At 60.7% G+C, this 20285-nt stretch carries 17 protein-coding genes; 5 read left to right on the top strand and 12 right to left on the bottom strand.

Annotated features, from left to right (window positions below; all coding sequences use genetic code 11):
- Nucleotides 1–4: 4 nt before the first annotated feature.
- From ftsA to lpxC, 3 genes are all read left to right on the top strand, one after another.
- Entirely contained in the window at nucleotides 5–1264 is a 1260-nt protein-coding gene (ftsA, locus tag ACY4LX_RS28055) for a cell division protein FtsA (protein ID WP_054045544.1), read from the top strand.
- An 85-nt stretch (nucleotides 1265–1349) separates the two neighbouring features.
- Nucleotides 1350–2543: a cell division protein FtsZ gene (gene ftsZ, locus ACY4LX_RS28050; protein WP_033061342.1), complete on the top strand. Its 1194-nt coding sequence runs from the start codon at nucleotides 1350–1352 to the stop codon at nucleotides 2541–2543.
- Between the two features lie 112 nt (nucleotides 2544–2655).
- Complete coding sequence (gene lpxC, locus ACY4LX_RS28045) at nucleotides 2656–3567, top strand: UDP-3-O-acyl-N-acetylglucosamine deacetylase (RefSeq protein ID WP_054045542.1); 912 nt, start codon at nucleotides 2656–2658, stop codon at nucleotides 3565–3567.
- A 165-nt stretch (nucleotides 3568–3732) separates the two neighbouring features.
- Here the strand turns inward: lpxC and ACY4LX_RS28040 are convergent, their stop codons facing one another.
- From ACY4LX_RS28040 to ACY4LX_RS28010, 7 genes are all read right to left on the bottom strand, one after another.
- Nucleotides 3733–5226 carry a sensor domain-containing diguanylate cyclase gene (locus ACY4LX_RS28040; RefSeq protein WP_463258436.1) on the bottom strand — a complete coding sequence of 498 codons (1494 nt, stop codon included), beginning with the start codon at nucleotides 5224–5226 and terminating at the stop codon, nucleotides 3733–3735.
- Nucleotides 5227–5373: 147 nt separating this feature from the next.
- A complete protein-coding gene (locus ACY4LX_RS28035; protein ID WP_463260651.1) occupies nucleotides 5374–6642 on the bottom strand; it encodes an OprD family porin in 1269 nt (422 codons plus the stop codon).
- Nucleotides 6643–6887: 245 nt separating this feature from the next.
- A complete protein-coding gene (locus tag ACY4LX_RS28030) occupies nucleotides 6888–7112 on the bottom strand; it encodes a hypothetical protein (protein ID WP_348123521.1) in 225 nt (74 codons plus the stop codon).
- Between the two features lie 273 nt (nucleotides 7113–7385).
- The gene (locus ACY4LX_RS28025; RefSeq protein ID WP_149658152.1) at nucleotides 7386–8750 is read right to left on the bottom strand and encodes a heavy metal sensor histidine kinase; all 1365 of its coding nucleotides are present in this window, start codon (nucleotides 8748–8750) and stop codon (nucleotides 7386–7388) included.
- On the bottom strand, nucleotides 8740–9417 hold the full coding sequence (locus tag ACY4LX_RS28020) for a heavy metal response regulator transcription factor (protein WP_463258435.1): 678 nt from the start codon (nucleotides 9415–9417) through the stop codon (nucleotides 8740–8742). Before ACY4LX_RS28020 ends, ACY4LX_RS28025 begins: the two co-directional genes overlap by 11 nt.
- 9 nt (nucleotides 9418–9426) lie before the next feature.
- Nucleotides 9427–12519, bottom strand: a complete 3093-nt coding sequence (locus tag ACY4LX_RS28015) for a multidrug efflux RND transporter permease subunit (RefSeq protein WP_463258434.1) — start codon at nucleotides 12517–12519, stop codon at nucleotides 9427–9429.
- Complete coding sequence (locus ACY4LX_RS28010) at nucleotides 12516–13676, bottom strand: efflux RND transporter periplasmic adaptor subunit (RefSeq protein ID WP_463258433.1); 1161 nt, start codon at nucleotides 13674–13676, stop codon at nucleotides 12516–12518. The genes ACY4LX_RS28015 and ACY4LX_RS28010 overlap by 4 nt, the downstream gene beginning before the upstream one ends.
- A gap of 363 nt (nucleotides 13677–14039) precedes the next feature.
- Here ACY4LX_RS28010 and ACY4LX_RS28005 point away from each other — a divergent pair, with 363 nt between their 5' ends.
- Complete coding sequence (locus tag ACY4LX_RS28005) at nucleotides 14040–14297, top strand: hypothetical protein (RefSeq protein ID WP_123410172.1); 258 nt, start codon at nucleotides 14040–14042, stop codon at nucleotides 14295–14297.
- Nucleotides 14298–14439: 142 nt separating this feature from the next.
- The gene (locus ACY4LX_RS28000; RefSeq protein ID WP_463260650.1) at nucleotides 14440–15582 is read left to right on the top strand and encodes a transporter substrate-binding domain-containing protein; all 1143 of its coding nucleotides are present in this window, start codon (nucleotides 14440–14442) and stop codon (nucleotides 15580–15582) included.
- A 120-nt stretch (nucleotides 15583–15702) separates the two neighbouring features.
- On the opposite strand, the gene ACY4LX_RS27995 is transcribed toward ACY4LX_RS28000, so the two are convergent.
- The 5 genes from ACY4LX_RS27995 to norR form a co-directional block, all read right to left on the bottom strand.
- On the bottom strand, nucleotides 15703–16452 hold the full coding sequence (locus ACY4LX_RS27995; protein WP_463258432.1) for a YkgJ family cysteine cluster protein: 750 nt from the start codon (nucleotides 16450–16452) through the stop codon (nucleotides 15703–15705).
- A gap of 83 nt (nucleotides 16453–16535) precedes the next feature.
- Entirely contained in the window at nucleotides 16536–16862 is a 327-nt protein-coding gene (locus ACY4LX_RS27990) for a hypothetical protein (RefSeq protein ID WP_463258431.1), read from the bottom strand.
- Nucleotides 16863–16997: 135 nt separating this feature from the next.
- Complete coding sequence (locus ACY4LX_RS27985) at nucleotides 16998–17456, bottom strand: GNAT family N-acetyltransferase (RefSeq protein ID WP_149658146.1); 459 nt, start codon at nucleotides 17454–17456, stop codon at nucleotides 16998–17000.
- A 26-nt stretch (nucleotides 17457–17482) separates the two neighbouring features.
- Nucleotides 17483–18385 (bottom strand): chemotaxis protein CheV, encoded by a 903-nt coding sequence (locus ACY4LX_RS27980; RefSeq protein WP_133840532.1) that lies wholly within the window; start codon nucleotides 18383–18385, stop codon nucleotides 17483–17485.
- Nucleotides 18386–18676: 291 nt separating this feature from the next.
- A complete protein-coding gene (gene norR / locus ACY4LX_RS27975; RefSeq protein ID WP_149658145.1) occupies nucleotides 18677–20227 on the bottom strand; it encodes a nitric oxide reductase transcriptional regulator NorR in 1551 nt (516 codons plus the stop codon).
- Between the last annotated feature and the right edge of the window lie 58 nt (nucleotides 20228–20285).

Below are 20285 nucleotides of genomic sequence, written 5' to 3'. Positions count from 1 at the left end.
ACCCATGGCAAACGTGCAAAGCGGCAAAATGATCGTCGGTCTCGATATCGGCACCTCCAAGGTGGTGGCGCTGGTCGGCGAGGTCTCGGACGACGGCACGCTCGAAATCGTCGGGATCGGCACTCATCCGTCCCGCGGCCTGAAGAAAGGCGTGGTGGTGAACATCGAGTCCACCGTGCAGTCGATCCAGCGCGCCATCGAAGAAGCGCAGCTGATGGCCGGTTGCCGGATCCACTCGGCGTTCGTCGGCGTGGCCGGCAATCACATCCGCAGCCTGAATTCCCACGGCATCGTGGCGATTCGTGATCGCGAAGTCAGCGCCGCCGACCTTGAACGCGTCCTCGATGCGGCCCAGGCCGTGGCGATCCCGGCTGACCAGCGCGTGCTGCACACCCTGCCGCAGGATTACGTGATCGATAACCAGGAAGGCGTTCGTGAGCCGCTGGGGATGTCGGGCGTACGTCTGGAAGCCAAGGTCCACGTGGTCACCTGCGCCGTCAACGCCGCACAGAACATTGAAAAATGCGTGCGCCGCTGCGGCCTGGAAATCGACGACATCATTCTCGAACAACTGGCCTCGGCCTACTCGGTCCTGACCGACGACGAGAAAGAACTGGGCGTGTGCCTGGTGGACATCGGCGGCGGCACCACCGACATCGCGATCTTCACCGAAGGCGCGATCCGTCACACCGCCGTGATCCCGATTGCGGGCGACCAGGTGACCAACGACATCGCCATGGCGTTGCGCACCCCGACCCAGTACGCCGAAGAAATCAAGATTCGCTACGCCTGCGCCCTGGCCAAACTGGCCGGTGCCGGTGAAACCATCAAGGTGCCAAGCGTTGGCGACCGTCCACCGCGCGAGCTGTCCCGCCAGGCCCTGGCCGAAGTGGTCGAGCCGCGTTACGACGAGCTGTTCACGCTGATCCAGGCCGAACTGCGTCGCAGCGGCTACGAAGACCTGATCCCGGCCGGCATCGTGCTGACCGGCGGTACGTCGAAAATGGAAGGCGCGGTCGAACTGGCCGAAGAGATCTTCCACATGCCAGTCCGCCTGGGCGTGCCGCACGGCGTCAAGGGCCTGGATGACGTGGTCCGCAACCCGATTTATTCCACTGGCGTTGGCCTGTTGATGTACGGCCTGCAAAAGCAGTCCGACGGGATTTCGTTCTCGGGCATCAGCAGCCGCGACAGTTACAGCAATGAAGAAGCCAAACCCGCCTTGCTCGATCGCATCAAGAGCTGGGTGCAAGGCAACTTCTGACGAAGCAGTTTCAAGCGGCAAGCGACAAGCGACAAGCAGCAAAAGCAGTAGGCGAAAAAACTAGAGAATGTAAAGGAGAGGGAAAATGTTCGAACTCGTAGACAACATCCCCGCAAGCCCGGTTATTAAAGTTATCGGTGTTGGCGGAGGCGGCGGCAACGCTGTCAACCACATGGTCAAGAGCAACATTGAAGGCGTTGAATTCATCTGCGCCAACACTGATGCCCAGGCGCTGAAATCCATCGGCGCGCGGACCATCCTGCAACTGGGCACCGGTGTGACCAAAGGTCTGGGCGCCGGCGCCAACCCTGAAGTAGGTCGTCAGGCCGCTCTCGAAGACCGTGAGCGCATTGCCGAAGTCCTGCAGGGCACCAACATGGTGTTCATCACCACTGGCATGGGCGGCGGTACCGGTACCGGTGCTGCGCCGATCATTGCCGAAGTGGCCAAGGAAATGGGGATCCTCACCGTTGCGGTGGTGACCCGTCCGTTCCCGTTCGAAGGCCGCAAGCGTATGCAGATCGCCGACGAAGGTATCCGTCTGCTGTCTGAAAGCGTCGACTCGTTGATCACCATTCCCAACGAGAAGCTGCTGACCATCCTCGGTAAAGACGCAAGCCTGCTGTCGGCTTTCGCCAAGGCTGACGATGTACTGGCCGGTGCCGTTCGCGGTATCTCCGACATCATCAAGCGCCCAGGCATGATCAACGTCGACTTTGCCGACGTACGGACTGTCATGAGCGAAATGGGCATGGCGATGATGGGCACTGGCTGCGCCAGCGGTCCGAACCGTGCACGCGAGGCCACCGAAGCGGCCATTCGCAACCCGTTGCTTGAAGACGTGAACCTGCAAGGTGCACGCGGCATCCTGGTGAACATCACCGCCGGTCCTGACCTGTCCCTGGGTGAGTACTCCGACGTGGGTAGCATCATCGAAGCCTTCGCTTCCGAGCACGCGATGGTCAAGGTCGGTACCGTTATCGATCCGGACATGCGCGACGAGCTGCACGTAACCGTGGTTGCCACGGGGCTGGGCGCGAAAATCGAGAAGCCTGTCAAGGTTATCGACAACACCATGCACACGTCCGTGGCTTCGCAGCCGCAGCAACAAGCGCCTTCGCGTCAGGAAGCGCCTGCTGTGAATTACCGTGACCTGGACCGTCCGACCGTCATGCGCAACCAGGCTCAGGCCGGTGCTGCGACTGCCGCGAAGATGAATCCGCAAGACGATCTGGACTACCTGGACATCCCGGCATTCCTGCGTCGTCAGGCTGATTGATGGAATGTATCAGGGCTATGAAGGTGATTGGTGTTCAGCAAAGGCATGGTCTGCTATCATCGCCAGCCTTTGTTGATACCAGTTCGCAATTTGCGCTGAAGCGGCCCAAGCCATGATTAAACAACGCACACTGAAAAATATTATCCGTGCCACAGGTGTAGGCCTGCACTCCGGGGAGAAGGTATACCTGACCCTCAAGCCTGCACCTATCGACACCGGCATCGTGTTTGTTCGTGCCGATCTGGACCCTGTGGTGCAGATTCCTGCTCGCGCGGAAAACGTTGGCGAAACCACGATGTCGACCACGCTGGTCAACGGTGACGTCAAAGTGGATACGGTGGAGCACTTGCTCTCGGCCATGGCTGGCCTGGGCATCGATAACGCCTACGTCGAGCTCTCCGCGTCCGAAGTCCCGATCATGGATGGTAGCGCTGGACCTTTCGTATTCCTGATTCAATCGGCCGGCCTGGAAGAACAGGACGCGGCCAAGAAGTTCATCCGGATCCTGCGGGAAGTGACAGTGGAAGACGGCGACAAGCGCGCCACTTTCGTCCCTTTCGAAGGTTTCAAAGTGAGCTTCGAGATCGATTTCGATCACCCGGTTTTCCGTAACCGCACACAAAGTGCAAGCGTGGATTTTTCCAGCACTTCGTTCGTAAAAGAAGTCAGCCGCGCCCGTACCTTTGGTTTCATGAGTGACATCGAGTACCTGCGCAAGCACAACCTCGCACTCGGCGGCAGCGTTGAAAACGCTATTGTGGTCGACGCGGATGGTGTTCTGAACGAAGACGGCCTTCGCTATGAAGACGAATTCGTGAAGCACAAGATCCTCGATGCCATTGGTGACCTCTACCTGCTGGGCAATAGCCTGATTGGTGAGTTCAAGGGCTTCAAGTCCGGACATGCATTGAACAACCAGCTGCTGCGCAAGTTGATTGAGCAGACAGATGCTTGGGAAGTCGTGACTTTCGAAGACGCCAGCACCGCACCGATCTCTTACATGCGTCCTGTTGCGGCCGTGTAAGCAAAAAACCTCTCTAGTTTTTAAAGGCTGCCTTCGGGTGGCCTTTTTTTATGCCCGATCGTTCCCACGCTCTGCGTGGGAATGCCTCAACGGACGCTCCGCGTTCGGCTCTTGATGGGACGCGGAGCGTCCCGGGCTACATTCCCACGCAGAGCGTGGGAACGATCATCCGGCCACCACCCGATTGCGCCCCCCTTCCTTGGCCTGATACAACGCCTTGTCCGCCGCAAACAACAACCGCTCCAGATTCGTCTCGCTCGCACTGGTCCAGGTACTGATCCCGATACTGACAGTCATCGGCATCTCGGCCCCTGGCACCAAAGGCAATTGCTCCACGGCGACACGGATGGCTTCGGCAATCTGCCGGGCACCGGCGCTGTCAGTTTCCGGCAGGATCACCGAGAACTCCTCACCGCCGTAACGGGCGACCAGGTCTCCCGGCCGTCGCACACTGGTGCTGATGACCTTGGTCAGTGAGCGCAGTGCGTCGTCACCGGCCAGATGACCGTGCCGGTCATTGAACGCCTTGAAGTGATCGGCATCGATCATCAGCAAGGACAAGGGCAGGCCCGATCGTTGGGCACGAAACCATTCATGGCGCAGGGTTTGATCCAGGGTTCGACGGTTGGCTACGCCAGTGAGGGCATCGGTGGCCGCCAGTTGCGCCAGTTCCCGCTCGGCGCTGTGGCGCAGGCGCAATTCCCGGCAGAGTAACCACGTCAGCCAGAGCAGGCTGATGCACAGCGCAAGGGTGGCCAGGCTAACCACTAGCGCCGTACGTTTCCACGATGCGAACACTTCATCGCTGGACAGCGCCACAATGACGATCAACGGCAAGTTGCCCACCTTGGAGAACGTGTACAGGCGTTTATCCTGGGTGAGGCTTGAGATGCCGGTAAAGCTGCCGTCGCCTTCTTTGACTATGCGCTGGAAGTTGGGGTGGCTGCTGAAATCCTTGCCGACCAACTCTTCGGCCAGACGCGGTTCTTGTGCCAGGAGAATCCCGTCCTTGCTGATCAAGTTAACCGAGCTGTTCGGTCCGATGGTCAAGCTGCTGAACAACTGATCGAAGTAGCTCAGGCGCATCGCCGCTTCAGCGACGCCGAGGAATTCGCCCTGTGTTCCGCTGACCCGACGGCTGAAACTGATACGCCATTCATGCTCGGCCAGCCGCGTCCGAAAAGGGCGACTGATGAACATGGCCGGATCCGGGTTATTGATATGGACCTGGAAGTATTCACGGTCCGCAAAATTGCCTTTGCGCGGTTCCACCGAAGCCGAGTCGGCGATCACATCACCATGGGGGTCGAGCAATAAAATGTCGCCCTTGTACGGTGCGGCGGTGGCGCGGTCGAATAAGGCTAAATGGCGAATGATGGGAGACACGGTCTTGAGGTCGTCGCGGCGTGAGGCGGCAATCAAGCCTTGTAAGGACAGGTCATAGAGTTCGACGTTGCGCAGCACGTCTGCTTCGATAAGTTGCACGATATTGGTGGCGGCACGAGTGGCCGATAGTTGGGCGTTGGCGCGTTCGCGAACCAGCAGGAACGCCACGATGCTCAAGATCGCAATCACCAGCAACAAACTGGTGAGCACCAGAATCCGTTCCGATCGCGTTGACCGGATCGAATGCTCAGGTAGTGCACTGCTCACACTCATGGTTCTGACTTCTGCTAATGGGGCGTTGGGAAAGTAGGTGGCGAGCGTCGGGCAGAATCGCAGAAACCGGTTGCGTCCAAGGCGCCTGTATAAATGGCAGGCAATAAAAAGGCCAGCAAAACGAGCTGGCCTTTTGTTTATCCAAGCTTAGAAGACATTGATCGGGTAGTCGACGATCACGCGGTATTCATCAGTGTCCTGATCCAGTGCGCCGTAGCCATTGCCCCCACGGTTGGTCGCCCATTGCAGGCGCAACGCCAGGTCCTTGGCCTTGCCTTCCTGGACCACGTACTTCAGATCAATGTCGCGTTCCCAGTGCTTGGCGTGCTTACCGTCGGCGCTGTACCACGAAGCATAGCCCTTGCTGTCCGGGTCGACTTTGGTCAGGTCGGTTTCACCCCGTGAGTAGGACACCGCCGAGGTCAGGCCAGGCAGGCCGAGCCCCACGAAATCGTAGGCGTACTTGAGCTTCCACGAGCGCTCGTTCGGGCCGTTGAAGTCCGAGTACTGCTGGGAGTTGTCGAGGTAGATGCTGTCGCCCTGGCTGATGTAGTCGAACGGCGTGTTGCCGTTGACCCGCTGGTACGCGGCCGTGACGCTGTGATTGCCCACGCCCACGGTGAAATGCAGGCTGTAGGTGTTGTTGTCGATATTGCCCAGCAGCGCATCGCCGGTGTCTTGCGTGTGATAGAAGTGCAGGCCCGGGTTGAGGCTGACCAGGTCATTGAGCTGGTAGGTGTAATCCAGATCGTAGTAGTACTGGTTCCAGATGTCCTTGAGCTCGGCGGCGTACAGGCTGCTGGTCAGGCCCGGCAGACCGCTCCAGGCCACACCGGCCCAGTTCAGATGCTGGCTGTCGTCGCCATCGGCGAGGGTGCCATAAGACGTGCCGATCCGCGTGTGGCCGCTCTGGTTGTAAGGCTTGGTGAAACTGGCCTGACCGCCTTCGATCAGGAACCCGTCAAAGCTGTGGTTGCTCAGGCTGACGCCGCGAAACGTCTGCGGCAACATGCGGCTGTCGCCACCGGCGATTACCGGGTTGGTGAGGAACAGGTCACCAGCCTTCAATTCGGTATCAAAGGCACGCATTTTCAACGTACCGCCGGCCGTGGAAAACGAGCCCGGCGCTTTGCCGTTGCCATCGCTGATCGGCAGGATGCTCGAACCGTCAGTGCCGCCACCGCCGTCGAGTTTCAACCCGAGCATGGCGTGGGCGTCGATACCGAAACCGACCGTGCCCTGGGTGAAACCGGATTCGAACTTGCCGAGAAAGCCCTGGCCCCATTCGATGTTGTCATCGGTGTGCTGGTGGCGATTGCGGTTCATGTAGTAGTTGCGGGCGTTGAGGTTGAGGCTCGACCCTTCGACAAAACCTTCGCGGCTGGAGTCATCGTCGGCCTGGGCATTGGCGGCCATCGTTGCAGCAACTGCAATGAACAACGGGCTGAGCTTTAGAGAAAAAGACACGTGCGGTACAGCTCCTTTTGGGTCATTAACGTCAGTTCATGTCGACGTTTTTTTATTTCTTGTTTAGGGAGACGAAGCGAGGCGTGTTTTCTGCACAATAAAAAAAGCCGCTGATAGCAGCGGCTTTGAAGACAACTTTTCAAAGGGAAGAGCCGATGAAAAGTGTCGAGGGAAACAGAGAGCGATACGGTAGATCAGCTGTCTTTCTCAACCTGTGGCAGGGCTGCAGAAGTGGACGCTTGAGGGGTTTGCGCAGCGTCGTGGGCTTTGGCGGTCATCTCGGCCTGGGACTGTTCGAACGCATTGGCGCGTGCTGCATTCTGCGCGAGGAAGGCTTGCGACTCTTCAGCCATGGCGAACGGTGACAGGAACAAAGTCGACAAAACGAAAGCGCTGGCAATACCCATAGTGTTGGACATCTTTAAAACCTTCTTGCTTGGCAAGTGCTGTTTGGTGCGCCAAGGTTAAGGTTCGAGAACGATGGGAAACAGAGCGGATTTCAGAAAGGACTGTTGCTTGCAACGCAACAGTGGGGTGCAGAGAACGCCTGTGGCGAGCGAGCTTGCTCGCGCTGGGCTGCGAAGCGGCCCCAAAACATCCGACTCCCTTCCTTCAGACACACCGCGTAGTCCGGTTTACGACTGCTTCGCAGCCGAGCGCGAGCAAGCTCGCTCGCCACAGGGTGGGGCGAGTCAGACGGGGAGATGGATACCGAAGGTGTTCATCCCATGATCACTGCGCACAAACACATCCCCGCCATGCATCAACGCAATCGCTTTCACAATCGCCAAGCCCAACCCATGGTTATTGCCACTGTTGCTGCGCGACGCATCCACCCGATAAAACCGCTCGAACAACCGTGGCAAATGCTCGCTGGCAATCGGCGACCCCGGATTGGCGACGCCAATGCTCACCTGATGCTCCTCGACCCCAATGTGCACCTCAATCACCTGCCCAGGCTCGGTGTGCTGCACCGCGTTGCTCAGCAAATTGATCAATGCCCGACGCAGATGCGCAATTTCGATCCGCACCTGCGCATCGCCGCTGACCTGCACCTGAACCTGCGCATCTTCCAGAATGAAATCCAGATACTCCAGGGTCGTCGCTACTTCATCGGCCAGGGAGGTGGAGGTCAGTTTGGTGGCCTTGCTGCCCTGATCGGCGCTGGCGAGGAACAGCATGTCATTGATGATCGAGCGCAGCCGTTCCAGTTCTTCGAGGTTCGATTGCAGCACTTCGAAATAGTGTTCGGCGGAACGCCCTCGAGTCAGGGCGACTTGGGTCTGGCCAATCAGGTTGGTCAGCGGCGAGCGCAGTTCATGGGCGACGTCGGCGTTGAACGACTCCAGCCGCGAATAGGCCTGTTCGACCCGTTCCAGGGTCGAGTTGAACGAGCTGACAAACTGATCCAGCTCCGGTGGCAACGGCGACAGGCGCAAACGCCCGGCACGCAACGGCGTCGCCAGGCGCTGGGCTTCCTGGGACAACTTGATCAACGGCTTGAGCCCGATCCGCGCCACCCAATAACCCAGGGCCGAGGCCAGCAGCACGCCGATAATCGCCAGGCTGATCAAGGCGATCAGCAAATGATGCTGCGTCTGCAGAAACGTCTCGGTGTCGATGCCGATCATAAAGCGCAACGCCGGGCGCTGGTCCTTGGCCGGGAACTGGCTGACCAGCACTTTCAGCGGATAGGAATGCTCCGGCAGCAGCAAGTCGCGTCGACCCAACGGCCCTTCGGCGAAGGCGCGGATCTGCGGCGTGATGTTGCCGTATTCGTACTGGGAATCGCCGCTGACGATCCAGAAGCTGATGCGTTTGTCTTCTTCGCCGAGCAACTTGAGCTTGTTGTTGATCTTCACCCAATGCTCGGGCGTGCCGTAACGGCCGACCGTGGATTCGAGCACGCTGTAGCGCGCATCCAATTCGGCTTCGGGCAACAGGCCCAGGCCTTTGTCGACCTGCTGATACAACGCCCAGCCGATCAACAGAAACACCAGCAGCGCCACCAGCGTGAACATCCCGCTCAAACGCAGCGCAATCGAATTACTGGACACCACGGCTCTCCAGCACATAACCCATGCCGCGGATGGTGTGCAGCAGTTTTTCGTCGAACGGCCCGTCGAGCTTGGCCCGCAGGCGTTTGATCGCGACTTCGACGACGTTGGCGTCGCTGTCGAAATTGATGTCCCACACCAACTCGGCAATCGCCGTTTTCGACAGGATTTCACCCTGACGACGGGCCAACACGCTGAGCAGCGAGAACTCCTTGGCCGTCAGGTCCAGCCGAGCGCCGGCGCGAGTAGCCTTGCGGCTGATCAAATCGATCCACAGGTCGGCGATGCTCACTTGCACCGGTTCATGCCCGCCACTGCGCCGGGTCAGGGCTTGCAGGCGCGCTACCAGTTCAAGGAAGGAAAACGGTTTGCCGAGGTAATCGTCGGCGCCATCGCGCAGGCCCTTGATCCGGTCTTCGACCCGCTCGCGAGCGGTGAGCATGATCACCGGGGTTTGCTTGCGGGCGCGCAAGGCTCGCAGTACGCCGAAGCCGTCGAGGCCCGGCAACATCACGTCGAGGATGATCACCGCGTAGTCGCTTTCCAGCGCCAGGTGCAGGCCTTCGACGCCGTCCCGCGCCTGGTCCACGGTGTAACCCTGTTCCGTCAGGCCGCGGTGCAGATAATCCGCGGTTTTTTCTTCATCTTCGATAATCAGAACGCGCATGACCCCGCCTCAGTCTGTGGTCGCCAGCGCCGGCAGTGGCGCGGGTTTGGGTCTATGGAAAAGACGCTCAAGCCACAAGTATATGACCGGCGTGGTAAACAGCGTCAGCGCCTGGCTCACCAGTAGGCCGCCGACCACCGCAATCCCCAATGGCTGGCGCAGTTCGGCGCCGGTTCCGTAGCCGAGCATCAGTGGCAAGGCGCCGAGCAGGGCGGCGAGGGTGGTCATGATGATGGGGCGGAACCGGGTGATACAGGCCTGGAAAATCGCCTCTTCCGGTGGCAAACCACCCTTGCGCTGCGCTTCGAGGGCGAAGTCGATCATCAGGATGCCGTTTTTCTTCACGATGCCGATCAGCAGCACCAGGCCGATCAACGCCATGATCGAAAAGTCCTGGCCCCAGATCCACAGCATGATCACCGCGCCGAGCCCCGCTGACGGCAGGGTCGAGATGATGGTCAGCGGATGGACGAAGCTCTCATAGAGCACGCCAAGAATGATGTACACCGCCACCAGCGCCGCGAGAATCAGCCACGGTTGGCTGGCCAGGGAACTCTGGAACGCCTGGGCCGCGCCCTGGAAATTGCCGCTGATGGCCGCCGGCATGCCGATTTCGGCCTTGGCCTGGTTCAACAGAATCACCGCATCGCCCAATGCGACGCCGGGCGCCAGGTTGAACGAGAGGTTGGCCGCCGGGAACATGCCGTCGTGGGCAATGGACAACGGGCCAATGGTCGGCGCGTCGAATTTCGCCAGGGCCGACAACGGCACCATCTCGCCGCTCAACGGCGAGCGCAGATAAAAGTAGTTCAGGCTCTCGGCCTTGCCGCGCTGCTTGGTGTCCAGTTCCAGGATCACGTTGTACTGGTTGATCTGGGTCTGGAACTCATTGATCTGGCGCTGGCCGAAGGCGTCGTACAGCGCTTCGTCGACGTCACTGGCGGTCAGGCCGAAACGCGCGGCGGCGCTGCGGTCGATGCTGATGTGGGTGATGCTGCCGCCCAGTTGCAGGTCGTTGGAAATGTCGCGGAACGCCGGGAGGGTCCGCAGTTTGTCCGTCAGACGCTGGGTCCAGGTGCTGAGCGTCGGGCCGTCGTTGCTCTTGAGCACGTATTGGTACTGGGCGCGGCTCGGGCCGGAACTGAGGTTGATGTCCTGGCCGGCGCGCAGATACAGCACGATGCCGGGGACTTTCATCAGTTGCGGGCGAATCCGGTCGATGAACTGGCTGGCGCTGACATCGCGGTCGCCGCGTTTTTTCAGGGCGATCCAGAACCGGCCGTTGGCGATGGTCTGGTTGCTGCCCGAGACGCCGACCGAGTGGGAAAACGCCTGCACCGCCGGGTCTGCCGCGACAATTTCCGCCATCGCCAGGTGTTTTTTCACCATGTCGCCGTAGGAAATGTCCGCAGCCGCTTCGGTGGTGCCGAGGACGAAACCCGTGTCCTGGATCGGGAAGAAGCCCTTGGGGATAAAGATGTAACCGGCGATGGCCAGGCACAACGACAGGCAGAACACGCCGATCATGGTTTTCTGATGGGCGAGGGCGCGGCGCAGGTATTTTTCATAGCCGGCCAGCAAGCGATCACCGAAGGTCTTTTTGCTGTGGGCGTGATGCACGGGGGCGCGCATGAACAGCGCGGCCAGGGTTGGGGCCAGGGTCAGGGACACCACCACCGAAATCATGATGGTCGAGGTCGCGGTCAGGGCGAATTCCTTAAACAGCCGCCCGACCACGCCGCCCATGAACAGCAGCGGAATAAACGCCGCCACCAGCGAGAAGCTGATCGAGACCACGGTGAAACCAATCTCGCCGGAGCCCTTGATCGCCGCCTCGCGCATGCCATCGCCGGCCTCCAGATGCCGGTGGATGTTCTCCACCACCACAATCGCATCGTCCACCACAAACCCCACGGCCACCACGATCGCCACCAGGGTCAGGTTGTTCAGGCTGAAGCCCATGATGTACATCAAGGCGAAACTGGCGGTCAGCGACACACCAAGCACCGCCGACACAATCATGGTCGCCGACCACTGGCGCAGGAACAGCGCCATCACTGCTACCACCAGCAGGATCGCGATCAGCAGGGTGATTTCCACTTCGTGCAACGACGCGCGAATGGTCTGGGTGCGGTCGATCAACACCTTGACCTGCACCGAGGCCGGCAACATCGCTTCCAGGCCCGGCAGGGCCGCTTGAATGCGATCCACGGTTTCGACGATGTTCGCCCCCGGTTGCCGGGAGATCACCAGGTTCACCCCGGGTTGATCGCCGGCCCAGGCCTGAACGTAGGCATCTTCCGAACCGTTGACGACTTTGGCGACATCTTTGAGGTGAACCGGCGCGCCGTCCTTGTAGGACACGATGAGTTGGCTGTATTCGTCGGGGTGGAACAACTGGTCGTTGGTGGACAGGGTCGAAATGCTCGATTCCCCGTACAACGCGCCTTTGGCCAGGTTGAGGCTGGTCTGCTGGATCGCGAGGCGAATATCGGCCAGGGTCAGGCCTATGGCGGCCAGTTTGTCCGCCGAGGCCTGGACGCGGATCGCTGGACGTTGCTGACCGGTGATGTTGATTTGACCTACGCCGTCGATCTGACTGATCTGACGCGAGAGCAGGGTTTCCACCAGGTCGCTGAGTTCGGTGCCGGGCATTTGCGTGGAGCTGACACTGAGGATCATCACCGGGCTGTCCGCCGGGTTGACCTTCTTCCAGGTCGGCAGGGTCGGCATGTCCTTGGGCAACTTGCCGGCGGCGGTGTTGATCGCGGCCTGGACTTCCTGGGCGGCGGTGTCGATGCTTTTATCGAGGGTGAATTGCAGGGTCAGCAGGCTTGAGCCGAGGGCGCTGCTGGACGTCATTTGGGTCATGCCGGGGATGGCGCTGAATTGCACCTCCAGCGGCGTGGCCACGGACGAGGCCATGGTGTCGGGGCTGGCGCCGGGCAGTTGCGCGTGGACCTGAATGGTCGGGAATTCGGCTTCCGGCAATGGCGCGATGGGCAGGAGCGGGAAGGCGATCACGCCCAGCAGCACCAAGGCAAAGGTCAGCAGAATGGTGGCGACCGGGTGATCGATGCACCACGCGGACGGGCCTCTCATTGTTTAGGCTCCGCTTGCACCACTTGCGGCGGGTCGGTCAGCACCTGCACCGTCGAACCGGGCTTGAGCCGCGACTGGCCGTCGCTGACCAGCACATCGCCGGGTTTGACGCCGCTGATGATGTCCTGGCCGCTGCCTTGGTAGACCATCTGCACCTGTACGGTTTCGACCTTGTCGCCTTTGACCCGATACACGAAATGTTGATCGAGGCCGCGTTGTACGACCGTTGGCGGTACCACCAGCGCATCCTTATCCAATGCTGTCTGAATCTTTACCGTGACCAGCAGGCCGGGCCAGAGCTTCTGGCCGGGGTTGTTGAATTCAGCCTTGGCGCGGATGGTCCCGGTGTTGGCGTTGATCTGGTTGTCGATCAGGGTCAGGTGGCCTTCGCCCAGCAGGTTGCCGGTTTCGCCATCGGTGTCGGCGCCGATGTAAGCCTTTACCTGAGCGCGTTGCGGGTCGCCGATCAGGCCTTGCAGGGTCGGCAGCATTTGCTGCGGCAGGGAAAACTCCACGGCAATCGGGTCGATCTGCGTCACGGTAAACAGCCCTTGGGCGTCGGTCATGCGCAGGAAGTTGCCTTCGTCCACCGTACGAATCCCGACACGACCGGTGACCGGGGAGCGAATCTGGGTGTAGGAAAGCTGCACTTGGGCGGCATCAATGGAGGCTTGATTGCCTTGGGCGGTGGCTTTGAGTTGGTTGACCAGGGCTTGTTGCTGGTCGTACGTCTGCTTGGATACGCCGTCGTCGACACTCAGCAGTTTGTAGCGCTTGAGGTTGACCTGGGCTACTTGCAGTTGCGCCTGGCTTTCACCCAATTGGGCGCGGGCCTGGTCCAGGCTGGCGCGGATCGAGCGGTCGTCGATGGTCGCGAGCAAATCTCCGGCCTTGACCAGTTGACCTTCCTTGACCAGCAACTTGGTGAGAATGCCGTCGATCTGCGGCCGCACCACCACACTGTGCAAGGACAGCACCGAGCCGATGCCGCTGACGTAGCGCGGCACGTCTTTCGCCGTCACCGCCACGACCCGCACCGGGATTGCCGTCGGGGCCGCCAGTTTGGCGGTGGCCGGTTTGGTCGCGTACCACAGGCCCAGCGCTGCCAGGACAATCAGAGGGGCTGCGATCAAGGCGGTTTTTTTCTGAATTCGCATGCGAGTGAGGCGCCGGGCTAGAGGGACGGGAATAGGGGCAGATTTTATACCTCCCCTTATAGTCCTGTTACCCGGTCAGGAAGGTGACTGCTAACTGACGGGGCTGTCAGTTTGGGCTCCGTAGTCATGCAGATGGACCGCGTTATCGTTGTTCGCGGGCAAGCCTCGCTCCTACATTTGGAATGCATTCCCCTGTAGGAGCGAGGCTTGCCCGCGAAGGCGTCAGCGGTGACACCGCCAAAACCCACTGACCGACGACATGCCGCTTGATGCTTGCAGCTTGCAGCGCTCCATCCAGTTATACTCGCGCCTTTCGCGGCCCACCCACCGGGCCCGACTCTTTATGCACCACCCGGAGCTTTCATGACTTCCCCGACACAACCGCCGGTCGCCGACGCCTTGAGCGACGACCCGGCAGACCTGCCAGACAGCGTCGACTCCAGCGCAGACAGCGAAACCAAAGCCGCGATCCCGGCGTTCAAGTTTCCGTTCAAACCGGGCGAACTGGCCGCCGCCAAGAACGCCAGCCAGCCGTGGTACAAGAACGGCGCCAAAAACGGCCACACCAAAACCCCTGGCGCCGCGCCACCGGGTACGCGTCGTTCGATGGGTAAACGCTGACCGCCAGCCGCTGCTCGGCTGGAAAAAAGTCTCCCCGTCATCGAGACAATTCCCACAAGGATGAGCGATTCGTCCTCTGGGAAAGTCGGTGGACACTCGTCGAAGATTCAGGTCCGTGAATTCTTCGACGAAGGCCACCGAAATGCCCCTGCTGAAAATCCTCTCTGTCCTGTCGCTGGCGGTTCTGACCAGCGGTTGTGTGTCGTCTGTGGTCGAGCCACAGATCCGCTTCGGGGTCGAAGCCCTGGTCCCGCCATTCGAGAGCCGCAACGACAGCGGTGAGCTGGTCGGGCTGAACATCGAGTTGGGCAATGCGCTGTGTGCCGAGCTCCAATCCCGCTGTGTCTGGATCGACCAGGACTACGCCACCAACATCGAAGCCCTCGAAGCCAATCGTTTCGACGTGATCATGCCGATGACCGCCACCCCGGCGCGTCGTGAGCGGATCGATTTCACCGACAACCTTTACCCGTTGAGCAGTCGACTGGTCGCGCGTGAGGGTTCAGGCCTGCAACCGACGGCAGCCTCGCTCAAGGGCAAGCGTGTCGGCGTCCTGGCAGGCACCAGCCGCGAGGCGTTCGCCAAGGCGCGCTGGGCTGACACGGGCGTGACGGTGCGCAGTTTCCAATTCAACGATCAACTGATTGCCGCCCTGCAGGCCGGGGAAATCGACGCCACCCTGCAAGACGCCATCGAAATCACCCATGCCTTGCTGAACCATCCACAAGGCCGGGATTTCGCCTTCGCCGGGGCCGCCCTCAAGGACCCGATGCTGGGCAGTGGCGTGGCGATGGCCCTGCGCAAAAGCGATAGCGTCTTGCGCGACAACCTGAACGCGGCACTCGAGCGTCTCAAGCAAAACGGCCAGTATCAGGCGATTACCCAACGCTACCTGCCGTCGGCGACGGCGGATTCGCCCAGCTACTTGCCGAACGACGAAGGCCTGCCATTCTCCGATGCCGTTCAGGTTGGTGAGACTGTTTATCTGTCAGGGGTACTTGGTATCGGGGCGGATGGCGAACTGGTGAAGGGCGGCATCGTCCCGCAGATGACCCAGACCATGGAGAACCTGCGCAGCGCACTGCAACGCAGCGGTTCGTCCCTGGCACATGTCGCCAAATGCACAGTCATCCTTAACGACATCAAGGATTTCAGGGCAATGAACGAGGTATACCAGCGCTATTTCCCGGCAGATCGTTTGCCGGCCCGCACGACATTCGCCGCCAAGGCGTTGGTGCTGGATGCGCGGGTTGAAGTTGAATGCCTGGCGGTCGCCGCCCGCTGAGGGATGGCGGGGGCTGGTCTGGCGTCATCGCGAGCAAGCTTTGCTCCTACAGAGGTGTCATCAACCTGTAGGAGCAAAGCTTGCTCGCGATAAGGCCCGACAGATACCAACGGTCCGGGCTCAAGCCGCCCGCAACGAGATAAACGCATAGTTGAGCGGTGCTTCAATCGCTACGTCAGCCCCGGCCGCCAACACTTGCCCGGCAATGTCCTCGCCCGAGACATGAAACAGCCATTCACTGTCGGGTGCGGCCAGTGGCTGCGCCACAACCTGATCGATGACTGAGGCAAAAGCGTCCATCTGCGGCAGATAAGCGGTAAACCCATCACCTTTCAGCGCTGTGATGCGGATTCCCAACAACTGGCAGATCGCATCCTTGGCCTGAACATCGTCGCGATCTGACTGGCGCGAGCGCTGGATCAACGCCACCAGTTCCTGATCCACCAATTTCCCACCCACAATCAAGTCCGGACCCTGTTCCCACGACTCGGGCGGGCAGTCTTTCACCGCCGGGTTCAGCGGGATGTGCGGATTGATTTCCATCGGATAGATGCGGCACACCAGCGGCCGGCGTTCGTAGATGCGGCAGAGGTTGTCTTCGTCAAGATTCCGGCAGGGCCCGACGTTGTAGGCGGCGAAGGTGATGGCCACGTAGACATCGCTGGCGCCGCTTCGAACCCTCACCGACCGGCGTTCGGCATGTTCGCGTTGCTGCAACGGCAGGCCCAGGCCATTGCCCAGGAAACCTTCCACCAGCACGATCACCTGACCGCCATCGTTCGCCCACATGCGGGCTTCCGCCAGGGTCAGGGGGACGTGGTGATCGTTGCAGCATTTGCCGCAGCCTACGCAGGAAAACGTCGTATTCATGGGTCGATCAGTCGCCGGTGAGGTCATGAAAGCGCGACGGAAATCCACCGCACAGGCGTGTCTCGAAGCAAGTTATGCGCCATTCACGGCTTTTTGGCGGGCGGACGGATGGAGTCCCACTCGGTCACGTAGGCGGTTTTGCTTTGTTTGTTGTAGAGGCACAGCTCGGTGCCTTGTTGGCCCTTCATGTGCTTTTGCGGGTATTGGCCTTGCAGCAGGAGGGCGGTGTAACCCACGCGGTCGTCAAATTGTGCGGCGGTGCCGACGGGTTTGGCGTCCTTCAGGCCGCTGGCCTTGGTGCAACTGGCGAGTACGGCTTTGTCATAGGCGGCCCAGGCGTCGGGGCTGGAGGCGTGAACCTGGGTGGTGAGGGCGGTAAGGCTGAGGAAGATCAGGGTGGTGGTTTTCATGGGTTAGGCATCCTTGGGTGTGTTGGCCAAGGTTGGAGTATGCCTGATGGTTGTGGGGTGTTTGTGCGGGCCTCTTCGCGGGCAAGCCTCGCTCCTGCCGGGATCGATCTTCTGATTGCGCGCGAAGGTGATGTATCAAACCGGCACCGGCTCCCGCCGAACCACCCGCATTCCGGCACTTTCATACAACCGCTGCGCCCGCCGGTTGTCTTCCAGCACTTTCAGATCGACAAATCCTTCGCGGCGCTGCTGAAACGCCTTGAAAGCATTTAGCAGCAAGGCGCGGCCCAGTCCGAGGCCTTGGGCGCGTGGGTGCACCACCAGATTCTTGATGTAGGCGCTGGTCCAGCATTGGCACACGCCAACAATCCCTTCGCCATCCAGCGCGATAAAGCACAGGCTCGGATCGTATTCGGGATCGGTTTCAAAGCGCTGTTGCCAGACCTCCAGCGTCGGCACGCGGCCGCCGCCTTCGCGATAACCCAGTTCCATCAAGTGATGTACGGCTGCGGCGAGTTCGGGGCGGTATTGAGTCAGCTCAATACCGGTGGGCCAGGCGATGTCTGGCACCGCCTGCGTAAGGTTGCGCCGCATCAGAAAGCAAAAGTCCTCGGCCAATCTCAGTAACCCTGTTCGGCGACAGCCTTGGCGGCTTCGATCAGGCACTTGGTCAATTCCGGCGAGGAGAACTTGGTCAGTACCCCGTTGGCCCCGGCCAGACGTGCTTTTTCGCTGTTCATCGCGCTGTCCAGCGAGGTGTGCAGCAGCACGTAGAGGTGCGAGAAGTCCGGGGTTTCGCGCAGGGTGCGGGTGAAGGCGTAGCCGTCCATCTCCGACATTTCGATGTCCGAGACGATCAGGTTGATCTGCTGCGCGGTGCCTTGCAGGTCCAGCAGGCAATCGATGGCTTCCTTGGCGCTGCGGGCGGTGTGGCATTGCAGGCCGAGGTTGCGCAAGGTGTGTACCGATTGCTGCAACGCGGTCTGGCTGTCATCGACCACCAGGATGCGAGCGTTGCCCAGCACTTCAGCGTCTTCCATGCTCAGTTCGGTCGGGGCCATTTCAATCTGCGCCGGGGCGATACCGTGGATGACTTTCTCGATGTCCAGCACCTGCACCAGCACGCCGTCGACCGACGTCACGCCGGTGATGTACGAGCGCACGCCGCCGGAACCGAAGGGCGGTGGACGGATGTCGGTGGTCAGGCAATGAACAATCTTGCTCACGGCCTGCACGTGCAGGCCCTGCTTGGAGCGGCTGACGTCGGTGACGATCAGGCAGCCACCGTTGGGATCTTCCAGCGGCCGCTCGCCGATGGCACGGCTCAGGTCGATCACCGACAACGAGGCGCCGCGCAGGGTGGCGATGCCTTTGACGTGGGGATGCGACTCCGGCAGCTTGGTCAGCGGCGGGCAGGGGATGATTTCACTGACTTTCAGCAGGTTGATCGCCATCAGCTTGCCGCTGCGCAAGGTAAACAGAAGAAGCGAAAGTGAATCTGCGCGGGCTTTGGTGGTGGACATAAAAAACCTTCTTTGGCGAAAGGTGATGGGCGAGTGAAGAGTCGCCAAAAACTATTGATGCCGGGTTATCGACTTGTTGGGGGCAGGCTTTAGGTTAAATCCCCACCACCGGCCAAACGGCGAACCCCTGTGGCGAGGGCGCTTGCTGGTGGCGAGGGGGCTTGCCCCCGTTCGGCCGCGAAGCGGTCTTAAAAAAACGGTGAAGTTCTCTCTGTAAAGCGGGGGAGCGCTTCGCACTCCAACGGGGGCAAGCCCCCTCGCCACAGGATTTCTCTGAACTCAAGAGTGGGGTTATTTCATCCCCAACCGCTTGGCCATCCGCCCCAGATTCGCCCGATCCAAGCCTAGCTCACGGGCCGCGCTTGCCCAGTTGTTGTGGTGGCGTTCCAGACAGGCGTTGATCAGTTGCCGCTGATAATCCTCGGTCGCGACTCGCAAGTCACCCGAGACTAAAGCCACAGGGGCGACAGCCGGTTGTTCCGCGGGCGCTTCAACACTGCCATGGGGCAAATCCAGGTCCGCGGCGCTCAAGCTGAGAATCTTCGGCCGTTCCTTGCAGTTGCCCAGCGCCTTCAATGCGCTGCGGCCAATCAAGTGTTCCAGTTCCCGCACGTTCCCCGGCCACTGATACGCGAGCAGCGCCGCCTGGGCATCGCTGTTCAGGCGCAGGCTATTAAGGCCCATGCGCGAACGGTTCTGTTCCAGGAAGAAGCCGCTGAGCAGCAACACATCGCGCCCGCGATCCCGCAGCGCCGGGACCAGCAATGGATAAACGCTCAGGCGATGATAGAAGTCGGCGCGGTAGCGGCCGCTGCGGACCTCTTCGGCCAGGTCACGGTTGGTCGCCGCGATCAGCCGCACGTCCACTTGATGCTCTTTATCCGAGCCCAAACGCTGCAACTGGCCGCTTTGTAGCACCCGCAGCAACTTGGCCTGCACGGTCAGGGACAGTTCGCCGACCTCATCGAGAAACAGCGTGCCGCCATTGGCCAGTTCGAACTTGCCGCGACGGTCGCTGGTTGCCCCGGTGAAGGCGCCACGTACATGGCCGAACAATTCGCTCTCCACCAAGGTGTCCGGCAGGGCGGCGCAGTTGAGGCTGATGATCGGTTTGTCGGCGCGGGAGGACGCGGCATGGATCGCCTGGGCCACGAGTTCCTTGCCGACCCCGGTTTCCCCGGTGATCAGCACGGTCAGGTCGCTGCCGCCCACCAGGCTGATCTCTTCCACCAAACGTTTATGGGCCTTGCTCTGGCCGATCATCTCGCGGTTCTGCTGGCCGCTGGCCTGACGGTAAACCTCGGCGCGCTGGTGTTCGTCTTCGGCGCGATTGGCCAGGCGCTGGATGCGTTCGGCGGCGTTGACGGTGGCGGCGGCTAGGCTGGCGAAGGCTTGCAGGGCATCGAGTTCGATCGGTTCGAAACGTTCCGGGTCCAGGGCATCGAGGGTCAGCAGGCCCCACGGGCGTTCATCGATAAACAGTGGGCAGCCCATACAGTCATGGACTTCCAGGTGCTCGTCGAGGCCATCGACCAAGCCGTCATAAGGATCCGGCAAGTCGCTGTCGGCGGCGAAGCGGGTCGGGCCGGGGCTGCTGAGCAGCGCCTCGAAACGTGGGTGTTCGCTGACTTTGAAGCGCCGGCCGAGGGTGTCGGTGCTCAAACCGTCCACAGCCAGCGGCACTAGCCATTCGCCGTCGAGGCGCAGCAGGGCGGCGGCATCGCAGGGCAGCAGGGCGCGCATGGCTTCAAGCAACCGCCGATAGCGCTCGCCTTCGGGCAGTTCGCGGGACAGGTCGGAGACCAGGGGGAGCAGGGCGGTGAGCAGGGATTTTGCAGTCATAGTGACTCCGTGTAGTCGCGATGACTATAAGGCAGTCTGTGTCGATATGACTACGTTG

This window comes from Pseudomonas sp. Emmai (assembly GCF_055179735.1).
Note: the sequence above shows the minus strand (reverse complement) of the source record. Positions and strands in the feature narration are given on the sequence as shown.